This window comes from Pseudomonas sp. LBUM1652 (assembly GCF_059716105.1).
This window is the reverse complement of record NZ_CP166804.1, coordinates 2,791,356-2,807,750: the sequence shown is the minus strand read 5'-3', so window position 1 is coordinate 2,807,750 and position 16,395 is coordinate 2,791,356. Positions and strand designations below refer to the sequence as shown.

The window sequence follows — 16,395 nt, the reverse complement described above, 5'->3', positions numbered from 1 at the left end:
TGAGCCTGCTCGCGATCGCGGTGGGTCAGTGACAAACGTATTGACTGACCTGACGCTATCGCGAGCAGGCTCACTCCTACAGGTTTCATGCTTGCTGTCAGAGCCGGCGTTTGCGGTTCAGGTTCGGGATGGTGGTCTGAGCGATTTCCACCTGTTTCGCCTGCCGGGTGGTCTGCGCTGCCAACGCTGCCAATGTCGGCTGACTGAACAGCGTCCGCGCATCGACATGCAGCCCGGCCTGACGCATGCGCGCCACCAGACTTACCGCCAGCAAGGAGTGCCCACCCAGCTCAAAGAAGTTGTCGTGACGACTGATCTGATTGACGTCGAGCACCAGCGCCCAGATCTGCGCCACGGTATTTTCAACTTCGCCTTCGGGCGCTTCGTAAGGTCGGTTGAGCACCGCCTCCACACCCGGTTCCGGTAAGGCCTTGCGATCAATCTTGTCGTTGGGCGTCAGTGGCAGCGCGTCGAGCTGCACAAAGGCCCCGGGCACCATGTACTCCGGCAAACACCCCAGCACATGCGCGCGCAAATCCCCCAGACTTGGTGCGACAACGCCGGCACGCAAGGTGTACCAGGCCACCAGACGCTCATCACGCACCATCACCACTGCTTCACGCACCGCCGGATGATCGATCAGCCGCGCCTCGATTTCCCCCGGTTCCAGGCGCAGACCGCGCAGTTTGACCTGAAAATCGTTGCGACCCAGGAATTGCAGGTTGCCGTCACTGCTGTAACGCACCAGATCGCCGGTACGATAAAGCCGATCATCCTGCACAAACGGACTGTCGATAAAGCGCTCGGCCTGCATTTCGGGCAGTCCCAGATAACCGCGCGCCACGCCGACTCCGCCGATGTGCAACTGACCGCAAACCCCCAGCGGCACCGGTTGATCATGGGCATCGAGAACGTACAGCCGCGTGTTGGCCAGTGCCTTGCCGATTGGCACCACGCTGTCCGGCACCGGCATATGCGGCTCCAGCGTCCAACCGGTGCTGTCGACGGTGCTTTCAGTCGGGCCATAGACGTTATGCAGGCGTACCCACGGCAGGCGCTCGCGCACTTGGCGGGCCAGCGTGGCGCTGAGTTCACCGCCACCGTTGAGTACGTCAGTCAGGCTGGTGCACTGCTCGACATCGTCCTGCTCGATGAAATGCTGGAGCAGCGCCGGTACGAACTTGACCACGGTGACCTGCTGCTCGCGAATCGTCTGCACCACATAGGCTGAATCACGGTTGCCGTCGGGCCGCGCCAATATCAGACGCAGACCGGAACACAGCGGCCAGAAAATTTCCCATACCGAACTGTCGAAACTGAACGGCGCCTTTTGCAACAGCGCGCCGTGTTCGGTTGGCGGACTGATCTGCGAGCCCCAATGCACCATGTTGCAGGCGCTGCGGTGCTCGACCATGACGCCTTTCGGCAGTCCGGTGGAGCCGGAGGTGTAGATCATGTAGGCGAGGTTTGAAGCACTCAGGCCGGGCACTTGCGGATCGTTCTCCGGTTGATCCTGCCACTGGCTGTGGTCGAGATCGATCAGCGCCACCTCGGATTGGCCAAGCAGATTGCGTGTAGCCTCATGCACCAGCACCGCGACCGGCACACTGTCCTTGAGCATGTAACTCAAGCGCTCCAGCGGATAATCCGGATCCAGCGGCACATACGCCCCGCCTGCCTTGAGAATGCCAAGCAGACCGATCACCAGATCCAGTCCACGCTCGACGCAAATCGCCACTCGCGCATCCGGTTGCACACCGATTTCACGCAGGTGATGGGCCAGTCGATTGGCGCGCGTATTGAGCTCGCGATAGGTCAGACGTCCTTGCTCGGATTGCACTGCGATGGCATCCGGTCTGCGCCTGACCTGCGCCTCAAACAGTGCGTGAAGCGGTTGCTCCAGCGGGCAATCGACTTCAGTAGCGTTGAACTCGATGAGTAAGCGTTGCAGCTCCTGAGTCTGCAAAATCGGCAAGCGGTTGAGCGGTTGTTGCGGTGCCTGCTCCAGAGCGTCCACCAAGCCGCTCAAGGCTGCTTGCACATAACCGCAGATCCGTTGCGCGCCGATCCCTGCCACCGTTCTGGCGGTCAGGCGCAGGTCGCTGCCCAGATCGTCCACACTCAGGGTCAGCGGATAATTGGTGCGCTCCTCATTGGCCAACGTTTCGATACCTTGCCACGCCTGACGTGCCGGCCCAAGCAGCTCGCTGGGGTCTGTGTGTCGGTAGTTGAGTAACGCACTGAACAGCGGCGATGGCGACGCCACACCACTGCAACGCTGAGCCAGTGCCAGCGAGGCGTGCTCATGCCCCAGCAGCGCGGTCAGCCGTGCATGCGTCGCCTGCATCCCAGCCAGAACACCCGTATCGACATCGATGCGCAGCGGCAAGGTATTGATGAAGACGCCAAGCGCCCGGTCAGCGCCCTCGCCGCCTTGCATGCGCCCCATCAGCACGGTACCGAATACCACTCGCTCCTGGCCTGAAGTCGCCGCCAACACCCGCGCCCACGCCAGATGAATCAGGCTGGCGATGCTGACGCCGGCCTGCCGCGCCTGGCTGCGCAAGCGCTGATACACGCCCTCTTTCAGTGTTTGCTGCGCTTCTTCGATGCCGCGACCATCACCGTGCACCTCTTGCAGACCGAACGGCAAAGTGGGCTCGTTGATATCGCCGAGCATCTCGCGAAAGAACGCCTCATGCTCTTGCTCGCTGACTCCCAGGCGCACCTGCGCCACATAGTTGCGATACGGCACCGGTGGCGCCAGCGGCTCGACCTGCCCGGACAGGCTGGCCTGCATCTCGCCGCGCATCACCTCAAGCGCAACGTGGTCCATCGCCAAGTGATGGAACAGCAAGATGCCGACTACCCTGCCGAGGGCCGGATCACGGGCATACACCAGGCGAATCAGCGGTGCCTGGCTGACATCAAAGCGATAACGGCGGGCGTCGAAGCGCTCATGCAATTGATCGATGATCGCGCCTTGAGCGGGATCAAGAACGACTTCCTCCACTGGCAGAATCGCCTCGCGCCACACCACCTGCACTGGCGTGGTCAACCCTTCCCAGACCACTGCGGTGCGCAGAATGTCGTGACGGCCCATGACCTGACGCAACGCGTCGGCGAAGGATTCGACCCGCTCGACACTGTCGAATGCCAGCCGCGATTGCAGCAGGTACGGGTCACCCTGCGCGGCAGTGATGTGGTGGTAGAGAATGCCTTCCTGCAATGGCGCCAGCGGATAGATGTCCTGCACGTTGGCCGCGCCACCCGGCACTGTGGCGACAATGCGGTCGATGGTCGGCTGATCCAGTTGCACCAGCGTCAAAATGTCCGGCGTGAGGTGGGTGCAATCCGCTGCGATAAGGTTTTCCGGCACTTCGACCTCACGCCCCGACCCCACCGAAGCCGCCAGCGCTGCCAATGTCGGCTGACTGAACAGCACACGCACGTCGCTGCTCAGATCGATCTGGCGCATGCGTTCGATCAGGATCACGGCCATCAACGAATGCCCGCCCAGTTCGAAGAAATGATCGTGGCGTCCTACGCGCTCGACTTGCAGCAGTTCGGCCCAGATTTGCGCCAGCGCAGTTTCCACTGCGCCTTGCGGGGCTTCATATTCACGGCGAATCAACGCCTCCGGCCCCGGCGCCGGAAAGGCCTTGCGGTCGAGCTTGCCGTTGGCGGTCAGCGGCAACGAGGTCATGCGCACATAGGCGCTCGGCAGCATGGCGCTGGTCAGGCGAGATTTCAGATGCGCGTGCAACTGATTGATATCCAGCGGCTGACGCTCGGTAAACCACGCCAGCAGTTGCCCGTCGCGAACCAGCACCACGGCGTCCTGTACCGCGTCGTGACTGACAAGCGCGGTTTCGATTTCGCCCGGTTCAATTCGCACGCCCCGGATTTTCACTTGATCGTCGTTGCGCCCCAGGTATTCGAGATTGCCGTTGGCACGCCAGCGCGCGAGGTCGCCGGTGCGGTACATGCGCGCGCGGGGCGCATGACTGAAAGGATCGTCGAGGAAGCGCTCGGCGGTCAGGTCTGCCCGGTTCAGATAGCCTCGGGCGACTCCGGCGCCGCCGACATACAATTCGCCCGTAATGCCAATCGGCACCGGCCGTTGCTGCTCGTCCAACAAGTACACCTTTGTGTTGCTCACCGGCCTGCCGATATGCACCGCCTGCCCGGACTCGATCCTGCCTGAGGTCGCAACCACCGTGGCTTCGGTCGGCCCGTAGTTGTTGATCACTTCGAAGGATTGCTGCCGATTGAACTGACGCAGGCGATCACCGCCGATCAGCAAGGTGCGCAGTGTCGGGTGGTCAAGTTCGCGGCTGAAAACATATTCAGCGATGGGTGTCGGCAGGAAACTCACGTCCAACGGCTGGGCGCGCCACCAGGCGAGCAAGGCATCAATGTCTTCACTGGCCTCGTGGCTGGGCGCCAGATGCAAAGTCGCGCCGGCACACAGCGCCGGCCAGACTTCCCAGGCCATGGCGTCGAAGCCGAACCCGGCGAGGCTTGAGGTGTGGTGGCCGGCACGCAGTTCAAAGACGTCACAGTGCCAATCCACCAGATTGCTCAGCGTGCGGTGCTCGACCATCACGCCTTTTGGCAGGCCAGTGGAGCCGGAGGTGTAAATCACATAGGCGAGATTGGCCGTGGTCAATCCCGGCACTTCGGGGTTGGAAACAGTCGCCGACCCACCCTCCAGATCGAGTTCAAGAACCGGCACGTCCAGCACCGGTAGCCGATCGCGCAGAACACTCTGGGTCAATACGACGATCGGTGCGCTGTCGCCAAGCAGATAACTCAAACGCTCGGCAGGATGCTGTGGATCAATCGGTACGTAACCTGCCCCGCTCTTGAGGATGGCCAGCAAACCGACCAAAGTGTCCAGCCCGCGATAAGCGATAATCGCCACGCGCTGATCCGGCCGCACACCGAGGTCGATCAAGCGCTGGGCCAGGGCATTGGCCCGGCCATTGAGTTCAGCAAACGTCAACGATTGCCCCTGATAAACCACCGCAATTGCGTCCGGTCGCTCAGCCGCTTGCGCTTCGAAACGCTGATGAATCGTTTGGCCTTGCGGACACTCCAGTCGCGTGTCGTTCCATTGCTGCAGCAGCATCGATTCGGATTCAGTACTCAGGCAAAAATCGCTCACCGAAAGCTCTGGGCACTCCAGCCCTTGCTCCAGAATCGACAGTAACCGTGCCGCCAGTGCCTCGATCTCATCGGTCTCGAAAAATGCTTCGTTGTAGACCAGATGCAGCCACACTTTGTCGTTGTGACGGTTGCTGCGCAGGTGAATCGCCAACGGTGTGGCCTCGTGGCGATTGGAAACCTTGACCGTATGCCCCAACGCCGCGCCATAGCGGTAATCATGATCATCCTGTTCGTAGGACACCGACACTTCAAAAAGCTGCGAACGCTCTTCGCGCATCAGGCCGAGTGCGCGATTCATCTCGCTCAGGGCGAAACGCTGGTGGCGGAAATCCTGTTTCAATTCATCACCAATGGCCCGGACCAATTGAGCGAACGACTGCTCTTGGCCAAAGCGCAGACACACGGGACTGACCTGGGTAAATAACCCGAGTGTCGCTTTGAATCGGGCACCGGAACGGTTGAGAATCGGCAGCCCGACAACCCATTCATCACGCTGCAAGGTGCGGCTGAAATAGACGTGCAGTGCCGCCAGCAACACATGGAATGCCGAGCCGCCTGACTGTCGCGCCGTGTGTTTCATGCGTTCGTGCAGCAGCGAAGGAAAGGCTTGAACGTGTGTCAGGGTCGCCGCTGCTCGTTTGGCAAAACGCTCGCGATAACGTGGCACTAGCAGCGGTTCCGGGACTGTCCGGTACTTGTCGAGCCAGTAGGCACGGTCACGCGTATGACGAACAGAGTGGTGATAACGCGCGTCGTCCTGGATGAACTCAGCGTAGGAAGGCGTCCGCATCTGCGGTTGTTGCCCTTGGGTCAGCGCACTGTAAATCTCGCCGAGCGCTTTGAGCATCTGACCAAACCCCCAGCCATCGAGGATCATATGATGGGCCTGGGTGGCGAGCCAGTGACGGTCGTTGTCCAGGCGGATCAGAGAGAAACGCAAAAGCGGCTGTCCATCCAGCTCGTAAGTCTGTTCCATCGCCTGCTGGATCAGAACCCGCGCCGCCGACTGCGGCTCCGGGTGCGCGGAAAAATCAAAAACCGGCATAGACACCGGCAGAGACCGGGCGAACCGTTGCAACGGCAAACCGTCAGCACCGGCGCCCACCAACAGGACTGTTCGCAAGGCATCGTGACTGGCAACCAGAGACTTAACGGCCGCGTGCATCAAATCTGCATCCAATGGCCCGGTTAGTTCGACATAACCACCAATGTTGTACAGCGGCGAATCTCCACGGCTCAGTTGATCAAGCCAGATATCCCGTTGGGCGGCGGTCAGAGGGAACGTTTCGACAGGCGCGGACAGATCGTCCGCCGCGTTGGCAGAAGTAGGCTGCATAAGGTCCATCTCATGTAATTTGTCGCGTATTCAAGCATCGGCCTCCCCACCGACATGACACCTGAAACCCGGACAACCACCCCGCCCGCGCACGCCTGACAGCCTCTATTGAGGCGAATCGCGCAGGTTTTGTCTAAAAATCCGGAGAGGAAATACTGAAAAGCTTGTAGGAAAAGAACCACATGTCCATACCGCCTTTTACTCAGGCGCTGCCGACCGGAAATCACGACCGCCCCGTTTTCAGGGCCTTTGGCGTGACTGGGCAGTCATTCTCGACAACTGTTGTGCCATCAGTCCCGTCAGAACCCCGGCGCCAACAATCAGAAATGCTGGCACTTTGTGTCCCTGTTTTCCCCTACAGACGCATGACAAATGTATAGGTTTAAATCCTGCCCCAGATCATGTTCAAGGAGAAATGACTGGGTGGGCGGCTTTGACGACGGCAGACGATTCAGTGATGGCTCTGAACCAGGGATGACAAGGATATGAATCTGACCGGTAGTATTCGCAATATGGAAAACCCGCACTTCTACTGGCAACTCGGGGAACTGATTGCAAGCACCGGCGATGATCACTTCGCCACGAACATGTTCCAGTTGGTCGACACGCTGGTGCCGGTCAACCGGGTCGATCTGAGCGAATGGACGCTGGATGAGCGTCAAGCCAGCGTGGTCGAGATCAAGCCGCTGGGCAGTGCCGGTCTACCGCAGATATTCCCTGCGCGCGATCCGCTGGAGAGCCCGGACAATCATCCGTTGTTGCAGAAAATGATCGAGATGAACGACTCGCTGTTGATTCAACTGAAAGCCTCGCTTCTATCCCGACATCCGCAGCACAGCGTCCATCAATGCAACCTGGTGTCGCGCAGCTCCAACCGCCGCTGTGTCATTTCGTTCTACCGGCCGCATACCCAGCGCGTGTTTTCCCTGCCGGAACTGTCTTTTCTCAAGAGCCTGTCCGACACCCTGCTGCCGCTGATCGAACGCCATGCGCAGATCAGTCGGCAAACCCTGGCCAAACAACCGCGTTTGCCCTTGGCCGATCTGGATCAGGCCCCGCTTGCGCGAGTGTTCGATGAACGATTGGCATTGAGCGGCATCGCCCTGTCAGCGCGCGAGAAAGAAGTCTGCCTGGGCTTGCTGACCGGCGGCACAGTGCCGCAAATGGCCGAAAGGCTGCGGGTCAAGAACAGTTCGATCGAGACCTACCTCAAGCGCGCCACGGCCAAGCTTGGGGTCAGTGGCCGGCATGGTCTTGCCAAATGGATGGCTGGGGCCTGATCCGGCAGTTCTGCTGAAAAACGGGCACGGATACAAGACGTGCCCGCCGTCTTCCGTGCATGAGGCTGTTCGATGTCCACCCTGCGAATTTCCTTGCTCTGCCTGGCAATGCTGGCGGGCGGCTGTTCACTGATTCCCGATTACCAACGCCCAGTCTCACCAAGTGCAGCGCAATACCCGCAAGGTGCGGCCTATCCGGCATCGACCCAGACTGCGGGCAACGAAGACTGGCGCACACTGTTCAATGATCCGGCCCTGCAACAGTTGATCGAGCGCGCGCTGGTCAACAATCGCGATTTGCGCGTGGCGGCCCTCAACGTCGAAGCGTTCCAGGCGCAGTACCGCATCCAGCGCGCCGACCTGTGGCCGGCGGTGTCGGCCAATGCCAGCGAATCGCGCCAGCGCATGCCACCGAGCGTGACCCAAAGCAAAGCGCTGATCAATTCGACCTATTCGGTCAATCTCGGCATCAGCGCCTATGAGCTGGACTTTTTCGGCCGCGTACGCAGCCTCAGCGAGCAGGCGTTGCAGACTTGGCTGTCGACCGAAGAAGCTCGCCGCAGCGCGCAGTTGAGCCTGGTGGCCAACGTCGCCAACGCCTACCTGACCTGGCGCGCCGATCAGGAACTGCTGGCGCTGACCCGTGAGACCCTCGCCGCCGATCAACAGAGCCTGCGCCTGACCACGCGCAACCGTGAGGCTGGTAAATCGTCGGCACTGGAGCAGGCGCAAGCGAAAACCAGCGTCGACACCTCACGGGCCAATCTGGCGCGCTATCAGCGTCAGGTCGCGCAGGACTTGAACAGCCTGACGCTGCTGGTCGGCGCGCCGGTGCCTGAGTCCCTACCGGCGCGGCCGTTGGCCAGCGATCTGGTGCAACAACTGCCGGCGGGGCTACCGTCGGATCTGTTGCAACGGCGGCCGGACATTCTTCAGGCCGAGTACAAACTCAAGGCCGCCAACGCCAATATTGGCGCGGCGCGGGCAGCGTTTTTCCCCAGCGTCAGCCTGACCGCCAATGCCGGCACCTCGAGTCGTGACCTGTCTGGCCTGTTTGGCGCAGGCTCCGGGGCTTGGACGTTTCAGCCGCAGATCAGCCTGCCGATTTTCAATGCCGGCAGCCTGCGCGCGAGCCTGGATTATTCGAAGTTGCAGAAAGATGTGGCGGTCGCCGAATACGAAAAATCGATTCAAACGGCGTTTCAGGAAGTTGCCGACGGACTGGCGGCGCGCACGACTTATCAGCAGCAATTGCAAGCGCAGCGCGATCTGGTGCAAGCCACACAGGACTACTACAACCTGGCGCAACACCGTTATCAGAGCGGCGTCGACAGCAGTCTGGTGTTCCTTGATGCCCAGCGTTCACTGTTCAGTTCGCAGCAAGGCTTGATCACTGATCGCCTGGCGCAACTGGTCGCCGAGGTGAATCTGTACACCGCTCTGGGCGGCGGCTGGCGGGCGGCAGAGGCGACGATTCAGTAAGTACTCGTCACTTTTTCTTACACCTTTTGTCGCCCTGCGACACCCTGTCAGCCGATCGAAAACCGACTCGCCGGTTCAGTTTGGTATCATGCGCCGCTTTTACGGTTAACCCCTCGCCAGTCCTGCCGACTGACGGGCTGCAAAAGGCGGTATTAGATGACGGCTTTGTTGACTCGCCGCAAGGTACTTGCGGGAATGGGCGTGCTCGGGCTCGGCCTGCTCGCCGGCTGCGACACCCGCGGCCAACTGTCGTACAAGTACGGCAAGGATCTGAGTAACAAGATCATGGGACGCACCTTCAAACTGAAGAACACCGACGGCGAAACCATGACGCTGTCGAGCTTTCGCGGTTTGATGCCGATGGTGTTCTTCGGCTTCACCCAGTGCCCGGCAATCTGCCCCACCACACTGGCCCGCGCGGCCAAAATCAAAAAACTGATGGGCAAGGATGGTGATCGCTTGCAGGTGATCTTCATCAGCCTCGACCCCGAGCGCGACACGCCAGAAATCCTCGACGCCTACATGAAAGCCTTCGACCCTACCTTCGTCGCGCTGTACGGCACGCTTGAGGAAACCAAGGCCACGGCCAAGGAATTCGACGTGTTCTTCGAGAAGGTGCCGGCCGGCGACACCTACACCATCTCGCACACCGCCACCAGTTACGTTTATGACTCGCGCGGCGAGCTGCGCCTGGGTCTGTCCACATCGCTTTCGGCAGAAGAATGCACGGAAGATTTGCTTACTGTTATGGAGGTTTGCTGATGCACCCCGTTCTGAACAACATCAAACGCGTCGTGTTCGGTCTGTCCCTGCTGGGCCTGGCTTTTCAGGCGTCGGCACAAACCACCGTCAGCGACGCCTGGGTACGTGCGACCGTGCCGACCCAGTCCGCCAGTGGCGCGTTCATGACCGTGACCGCCGACAGCGACAGCAAGCTGCTCAGCGTCGCGACCCCGGTGGCCAAAGACGTGCAGATCCACGAAATGACCATGAAGAATGACGTCATGAGCATGGGCCCGGTGAAATCGGTCGACCTGCCAGCCGGCAAAGCCGTCAGCTTTGATCCAAACGGCTACCACGTCATGCTGATGGGCCTGACCGGTCAGTTGAAAGAAGGCGAAACCGTGCCGTTGACCCTGACCGTGGAAAACGCCAAAGGCGAGAAAGAAACCGTTGAAGTGAAGGCCGCCGTGCGTTCGCTGACCAACATGCAAGGTCACGATCACAGCAAAATGCATTGATCTAACTGACTGAAAAACCCGCGGGGCGGCCTGATCGTTATCAGGCCGCCCCGTTTTTTTTGCGCGAAGGAAACGTTTACCACTCGTCGCGTGGGGCCTGCCGAGCGGGTTGACAGAACTCTGGGGCAAGAGGATTATTATTACATCGCATGCGATCTAACCGCATGCGATAACAACTCCAATCATTATGTCTTTGAGGATTAATCCCATGAGCAAAATCGAAAAAGTCCTGGCCACCGGCAAAACCCACACCACCGCTGCCAGCGCCGGCATCACTTCGCGCGGTCACAACGGTAACCTCGACATTCAACTGTCGTCGCCGGGCAGCGCCAAACCGGCCCATGTGTTTGCCAACGCCCTGCCGCACCCAACTGCCGAGCAACTGTTTGCCGGCGCCTGGTCCGCTTGCTACACCGCCGCGGTCGGCCTGGTCGCCAATGACCTGAATGTGGTGCTGCCGGCCGACATGTCCGTGGACATCGAAGTCGACCTCGGCCAGACAGGCCCGGCCTACTTCCTTCAGGCTCGTCTGACCCTGCGCGTACCGGGCATTGCCGACGACATCGCGAAAACTTTGGCGCACACCGCTGACCAGATCTGCCCCTACTCGAAAGCCACTCGCGGCAACATCGATGTGGCGTTGAATGTCATCACCGAATGATTTTAGTCAGCCAAATACATCGCATGCGATATAGGCGCATAGGATAGAGATGCAATCGGTTCGCCTTGCGTTCACGGGCGAACCGATTGGCGTTTCAAACACCAGCAGCACTCCCGATAAAATCGCATCCGACGTATAGTTCGCCCCATACGTTTCAACGGTTCAGCAGACCCACGAGGATGAACATGAAAAACACCTTGGCCCCCAACGATCTCAAACTCAGCGACTTCCTGTGCTTTGCCGTCTATTCGACCAACCTCGCGTTCGGCAAGGCCTACAAACCGATCCTCGAACGGCTCGGCCTGACCTACACCCAATACATCACCATCGTTGCACTCTGGGAACAGGACGACCAAACGGTCGGCAGTCTCGGCGAAAAGCTGTTCCTGGAATCCAACACCCTCACCCCGATCCTGAAAAAACTCGAAGCCATGGGTTATCTGCAACGTCAACGCGACCCGGCGGACGAGCGTCAGGTGCGGATTGGCTTGACCCAAAGTGGCAAAGACCTGCGCAACGTGTCCTCGGGCAGCAGCCTGTTCGACGCAACCGGGCTGACCGTGGACGAGTTCACGCAGATGCAGCAATCGATCGTGAAATTGCGTAACAACCTGATCAAGTCGACGAATGCTGAAGGGTGATTGGCCTGTCCAGGTTATTTGTTGCCTGTAATCAATGCGCGATACAGACGGATTTCAGTTCGGTATAAGCCTCGATCACCGTCCGGCCAAACTCGCGGCCCATCCCCGATTGCTTGACCCCGCCAAACGGCATCGCCGGATCGAGCAGTACGTGGGCATTGACCCACACCGTACCGGCCTCGATGCGCGGCACAAGGTTCATCGCCTTACTCAGATCATTGGTCCACAGACTCGCCGCCAGGCCGTAGGGATTGTCGTTAACCAGTGCAATCATCTCGTCCTCATCATCAAACGCGATGACCGCCAACACCGGCCCGAACACCTCTTCGCGCGCCACGCTCATGCTGTGATCGACATCCGCCAGCACCGTCGGCTGCACGTAGAAGCCTTCGCGATCCAGCAACTCGCCGCCGCAGACCACCCGCGCACCTTCGCGCCGCGCCAGTTCGATGTGCTTGAGCACACTTTGTTGCTGCTTGTGCGACACCAACGGATTGATCGCCGCGTCGCCGTCCATGCCCGCACCGATCGGCAACGCTGACACTGCCGCCGCTAGCCCTTCGACAAATGGGTCGTGGATCGAGCGATGCACATAGAAGCGTGAAGCCGCCGCACACACCTGACCGTTATTGAGCAAACCACCGAGGAGCGCGCCCTGAATGGCTTTGTCGAGGTCGGCATCGGCCAGCAGAATCATCGGGTTCTTGCCGCCCAGTTCCAGCGCAAAACGGGTCATGTTGGCCATGCACGCCACTCCAACGGTTTTGCCCACGGCGGTGGAACCGGTGAACGACACTTTGCTCACCAGCGGATGCGCAGTCAGCGCACCGCCCACTGAAGCACCGCCGCCCGTGACCACATTGAACACACCTGCCGGAATGCCTGCTTCAACGGCCAATTCCGCCAGACGCAGCGCCGTCAGCGGTGTTTCCATTGCCGGTTTGATGATCACCGTGCAACCGGTGGCCAGCGCCGGCATCAACTTCCACGCCGCGATCATCAACGGGAAATTCCACGGCACGATGCCGACCACCACGCCCACGGGTTCGCGTTTAGTAAACGTGGTGAAACGCGTGCCAGGCGGCAACGGAATCGACACGTCAAAGGTCTGCCCTTCGATCTTGGTCGCCCAGCCTGACATGTAGCGCATGAACTCCACCGTGGCGTTCACATCCAGTGCGCGGGCCATGTTGATCGACTTGCCCTGACTCAGGGTTTCCAGTTGCGCCAGCTCTTCGCCGTGCTCTTCGACCAGACGAGTGAAGTTCAGCAGGATGCGCTCGCGATCCGCCGGCCGCAGCCCCGACCAGATGCCGGACTTGAACGCGGCATGGGACGACTGCACGGCGCGCTCGACCAGTTGCGCCGGGGCATCCAGCGTTTCACACAAGGTCTGGCCGCTGGCGGGATTGACCACGGCAATCGTCGGGCCTTCAGCGAATTGCCATTCACCATCGATAAAGCAGCCATGCCGACGATCAATGAACGCCGCGACCTGCGGCAGCACTTCAACGTTGCTCATAAAGCCTCCTTGGATTTGAGGAAACACACCACGGCCTGACGGTCGTCTGCCGAAGCCAGGCCCATATAAGGCATGTAGGTCCCGGGCACGTAGGCCTGGGGCTGGGTGATCAGTTCGGCGATGGTTTCGGCTTGCCAGCTGACATCTTTGTTGCGCATCGCCGGGGAATAACTGAAGCCCGCCAGGGAACCGGATTTTCGCCCGATCACGCCGTTGAGGTTCGGCCCCATCATCCCGGTGACGTCTTTTTTTACCGCATGACAGACACCGCATTCAGTGGCAAAGACCTGAGCGCCATGACGGGTGTCGGGCGCGCAATCGGCGGCGATGGCGGCTTGGGCCACTGTCAGGGAAAACAAAGAAGCGAAGGCAAATCTGAGCGGAGTGAACATAGAAGACCAACCCGAAAATTATTGAATACCCACCGTCACCTGTAGGAGTGAGCCTGCTCGCGATGAGGGCGTGTCAGTCGCCATCAATGTTGAATGCCAGACCGCCATCGCGAGCAAGCTCGCTCCCACAGGGATTTGTGTCGATTGTCGGGGCTTGCGACGACACGGGTTTTGCCCTGTCTGCCAGTCGCTTTGGCGCGGCTGCCAATTGCGCCGCACGACACTGGCACAAACACACAAGCACTTGGCAGACACAGCAATTCCCCGATTCTTGCGCAGAGGCAAAATCCACTGGCACCCACTATTCAGGGCACCAGTCAGGGAGTTCCCCTTCAATGCGAACCAACCGGATCACCGTACCGTCAGCGCTGGGCTTGAGCCTGTTGCTGCTCGGCTTGAACAGCGCCCGCGCCGAACTGCCGCCCGACACCATCGGCCAGACCACGCTCGCGTTCCCGCCCGAGGCGCATCGCGCCTATGTGGTTGACGTCGAATTCGAAAACTTCGTGATGGGCCGCGTCACCGTGGTCGACCCCGACCAGAAAAGAATTCTCGGCATGGTGCCCACCGGTTTTGCCGCGCCGTCGGCCCTGAGCCACGACCGCAAAACCCTGTTCAGCGCCGACCTGTTCTATTCGCGCGGCACTCGCGGCACGCGCACCGACGTGCTGACTGCATGGGACACCTCGACCCTGTCGCCGTCCTGGGAAGTGGTGATCCCGAGCAAACGCGCCGAATCCCTGACCCAGCGCTATGGCCTGAAACCGAGCGGCGATGACCGTTTCGTCTACGTCTACAACTTCACCCCGTCGACCTCGGTGACCGTGGTCGACACCCAGGCTCGGGCCGTCAGCAGCGAAATCGCGATTCCCGGTTGCGTGCTCAATTACCCGGTGGGCAATCGTCGCTTCGCTTCGTTGTGCGGCGACGGCAGCCTGCAAGTGGTCACGCTCAACGATCAAGGCCAGGAAACCGCGCGCAGCCGCACGCCGTTCTTCGACCCGAACGCCGAGAAGCTCAACGAGCGCGCGGTGAACGTCGGCGACACCTACTACTTCGTTACCACCACCGGCACCGTGCGCCCGGTCGACTTTGCCGGCGATGCACCGAAGATCCTGCCGTCGTGGTCGCTGGTCAACGACGCCGAGAAGAAAACCGGTTGGGCACCCGGTGGCTGGCAACTGATGGCGGTCGCGCCAAAGCTCGATCGCTTGTACGTGCTGATGCACGACGCCCACGAAGCGATGAAGTGGGAAGACCCAAGCACGTTGATCTGGGCCTTCGATCTCAAGACCGGAAAGAAACTCGCGACCCTCGAAGCACCGAAACCGGTGTGGAGTCTGCAAGCCACTGGTGATGACAAACCACTGCTGCTTGGCGCCGATATCGAGGGCGGCTTGCAGATCTTCGACCTGACCACCAACACGCTCAGCGCAAGCATGCCGAAAGTCGCCAAAACCGCGACTCAGGTCATGAGCTATTAAGGGGTTGCCGCCATGACGATTGACCCGATTTTCATCCTTGCCAGTGCGCTCGCGGTTGCGGTGCTGCTGGCCAGCGCCGCAACCCACAAGCTACGCGCGCCGGCCCGCTTCGCCCGGCAACTGGCTGACTATCAACTGCTGCCCGAGTCGCTGGTTCGTCCGGTTGGGCGAGTGGTTCCGTTGCTGGAACTTTTGATCGCTTTTGCCCTGCTGGTTCCCCTCAGTCGCGGCCCGGCAGCATGGGTGGCGGCGGCGCTGATCGCCCTATATGCGGCGGCCATCGGCATCAATCTGTGGCGCGGTCGTCGTGACATCGATTGCGGCTGCGCAGGGCCCGATCAGGTGCAACCGCTGCGTCCGGTTTTGCTGCTGCGCAACGCAGTGTTGATTGCCTTGGCGCTACTGGCCAGCGCGACGCCGCTGGTTCGCGACCTGAATCTGTTCGACAGTTTCGTCACTGTCGCGGCCAGTGCCGTGGCGCTGCTGATCTACGCCGCCGCTGATGGCTTGCTGGCTAACTCCCCTCTTCTGCTCAAATTGATTGGTAGGTGATTTATGGAAGGTCTGATGATTTCCAATGTGTTGCTGTGGGTGCTACTGATTGCCCTGGCGTTCGCGGTGATGGGGCTGGTGCGGCAGATTGGCGTGCTGCACGGGCGCATTGCCCCGGCCGGTGCGCTGATGGTCGATAAAGGCGTCGCAGTCAATGAAGCCGCACCGCAAGTCACCGCCGCCGATCGCCACGGGCGCCCGGTCAACTTCGGTTACGCCGGGGAAAAGAACCAGTTGCTGTTCTTCCTCTCGCCGACCTGCCCGATCTGCAAATCGCTGTTGCCGGCGATCAAATCCATCGCTAAACAGCAAGCTGACCGCCTCGACGTGGTGTTCATCAGCGACGGCGACATGGAGGCCCAGCAAGCACTGATCCGCGAACACAAACTCGACGACGTCACCTACGTAGTCGGCCCCGAAGTGGGCATGACCTATCAGATCGGCAAGCTGCCCTACGCCGCGCTGATCGACAAGACCGGCACTTTGCGCGCCAAAGGCCTGGTCAATTCCCGCGAGCATCTGGACAGCCTGTTCGAGGTCGAACACCTGCAAAGCGCGACATTGCAGGACTACCTCAACAGCCAGCCACAGCCGCATCACCACAGCCACGGCCATAGCCACTGAGCGGGGAG

At 60.4% G+C, this 16,395-nt stretch carries 12 protein-coding genes; 9 read left to right on the top strand and 3 right to left on the bottom strand.

Features of this window, described 5'->3' with window-relative positions:
* Positions 1–97 precede the first annotated feature (97 nt).
* Positions 98–6,508 (bottom strand): amino acid adenylation domain-containing protein, encoded by a 6,411-nt coding sequence (locus ACA069_RS12845; protein ID WP_497617822.1) that lies wholly within the window; start codon positions 6,506–6,508, stop codon positions 98–100.
* A gap of 485 nt (positions 6,509–6,993) precedes the next feature.
* Between ACA069_RS12845 and ACA069_RS12840 the strand changes: the two genes are divergently transcribed.
* From ACA069_RS12840 to ACA069_RS12815, 6 genes are all read left to right on the top strand, one after another.
* Positions 6,994–7,788 (top strand): helix-turn-helix transcriptional regulator, encoded by a 795-nt coding sequence (locus tag ACA069_RS12840; protein ID WP_497617820.1) that lies wholly within the window; start codon positions 6,994–6,996, stop codon positions 7,786–7,788.
* A gap of 72 nt (positions 7,789–7,860) precedes the next feature.
* On the top strand, positions 7,861–9,270 hold the full coding sequence (locus ACA069_RS12835; protein ID WP_497617819.1) for an efflux transporter outer membrane subunit: 1,410 nt from the start codon (positions 7,861–7,863) through the stop codon (positions 9,268–9,270).
* Between the two features lie 156 nt (positions 9,271–9,426).
* Entirely contained in the window at positions 9,427–10,032 is a 606-nt protein-coding gene (locus ACA069_RS12830) for an SCO family protein (protein WP_187678740.1), read from the top strand.
* The gene (locus ACA069_RS12825; RefSeq protein WP_489880885.1) at positions 10,032–10,511 is read left to right on the top strand and encodes a copper chaperone PCu(A)C; all 480 of its coding nucleotides are present in this window, start codon (positions 10,032–10,034) and stop codon (positions 10,509–10,511) included. Before ACA069_RS12830 ends, ACA069_RS12825 begins: the two co-directional genes overlap by 1 nt.
* 208 nt (positions 10,512–10,719) lie before the next feature.
* Positions 10,720–11,172, top strand: a complete 453-nt coding sequence (locus ACA069_RS12820; protein WP_187678742.1) for an Ohr family peroxiredoxin — start codon at positions 10,720–10,722, stop codon at positions 11,170–11,172.
* A gap of 185 nt (positions 11,173–11,357) precedes the next feature.
* Entirely contained in the window at positions 11,358–11,813 is a 456-nt protein-coding gene (locus ACA069_RS12815) for a MarR family winged helix-turn-helix transcriptional regulator (RefSeq protein WP_497617818.1), read from the top strand.
* Positions 11,814–11,844: 31 nt separating this feature from the next.
* On the opposite strand, the gene ACA069_RS12810 is transcribed toward ACA069_RS12815, so the two are convergent.
* Positions 11,845–13,335 carry an aldehyde dehydrogenase family protein gene (locus ACA069_RS12810; protein ID WP_497617817.1) on the bottom strand — a complete coding sequence of 497 codons (1,491 nt, stop codon included), beginning with the start codon at positions 13,333–13,335 and terminating at the stop codon, positions 11,845–11,847.
* On the bottom strand, positions 13,332–13,727 hold the full coding sequence (locus tag ACA069_RS12805) for a c-type cytochrome (RefSeq protein ID WP_401265229.1): 396 nt from the start codon (positions 13,725–13,727) through the stop codon (positions 13,332–13,334). The genes ACA069_RS12810 and ACA069_RS12805 overlap by 4 nt, the downstream gene beginning before the upstream one ends.
* 335 nt (positions 13,728–14,062) lie before the next feature.
* Between ACA069_RS12805 and ACA069_RS12800 the strand changes: the two genes are divergently transcribed.
* Genes ACA069_RS12800 through mauD form a run of 3 tightly spaced genes read left to right on the top strand, consistent with a single transcriptional unit; the run spans position 14,063 to position 16,387 of the window.
* Positions 14,063–15,211, top strand: coding sequence for an amine dehydrogenase large subunit (locus tag ACA069_RS12800; protein WP_497617816.1), 1,149 nt, complete (start codon positions 14,063–14,065; stop codon positions 15,209–15,211).
* Positions 15,212–15,223: 12 nt separating this feature from the next.
* The gene (locus ACA069_RS12795; RefSeq protein ID WP_401265234.1) at positions 15,224–15,763 is read left to right on the top strand and encodes a MauE/DoxX family redox-associated membrane protein; all 540 of its coding nucleotides are present in this window, start codon (positions 15,224–15,226) and stop codon (positions 15,761–15,763) included.
* A 3-nt stretch (positions 15,764–15,766) separates the two neighbouring features.
* Positions 15,767–16,387, top strand: a complete 621-nt coding sequence (mauD, locus tag ACA069_RS12790; protein WP_401265237.1) for a methylamine dehydrogenase accessory protein MauD — start codon at positions 15,767–15,769, stop codon at positions 16,385–16,387.
* Positions 16,388–16,395 lie beyond the last annotated feature (8 nt).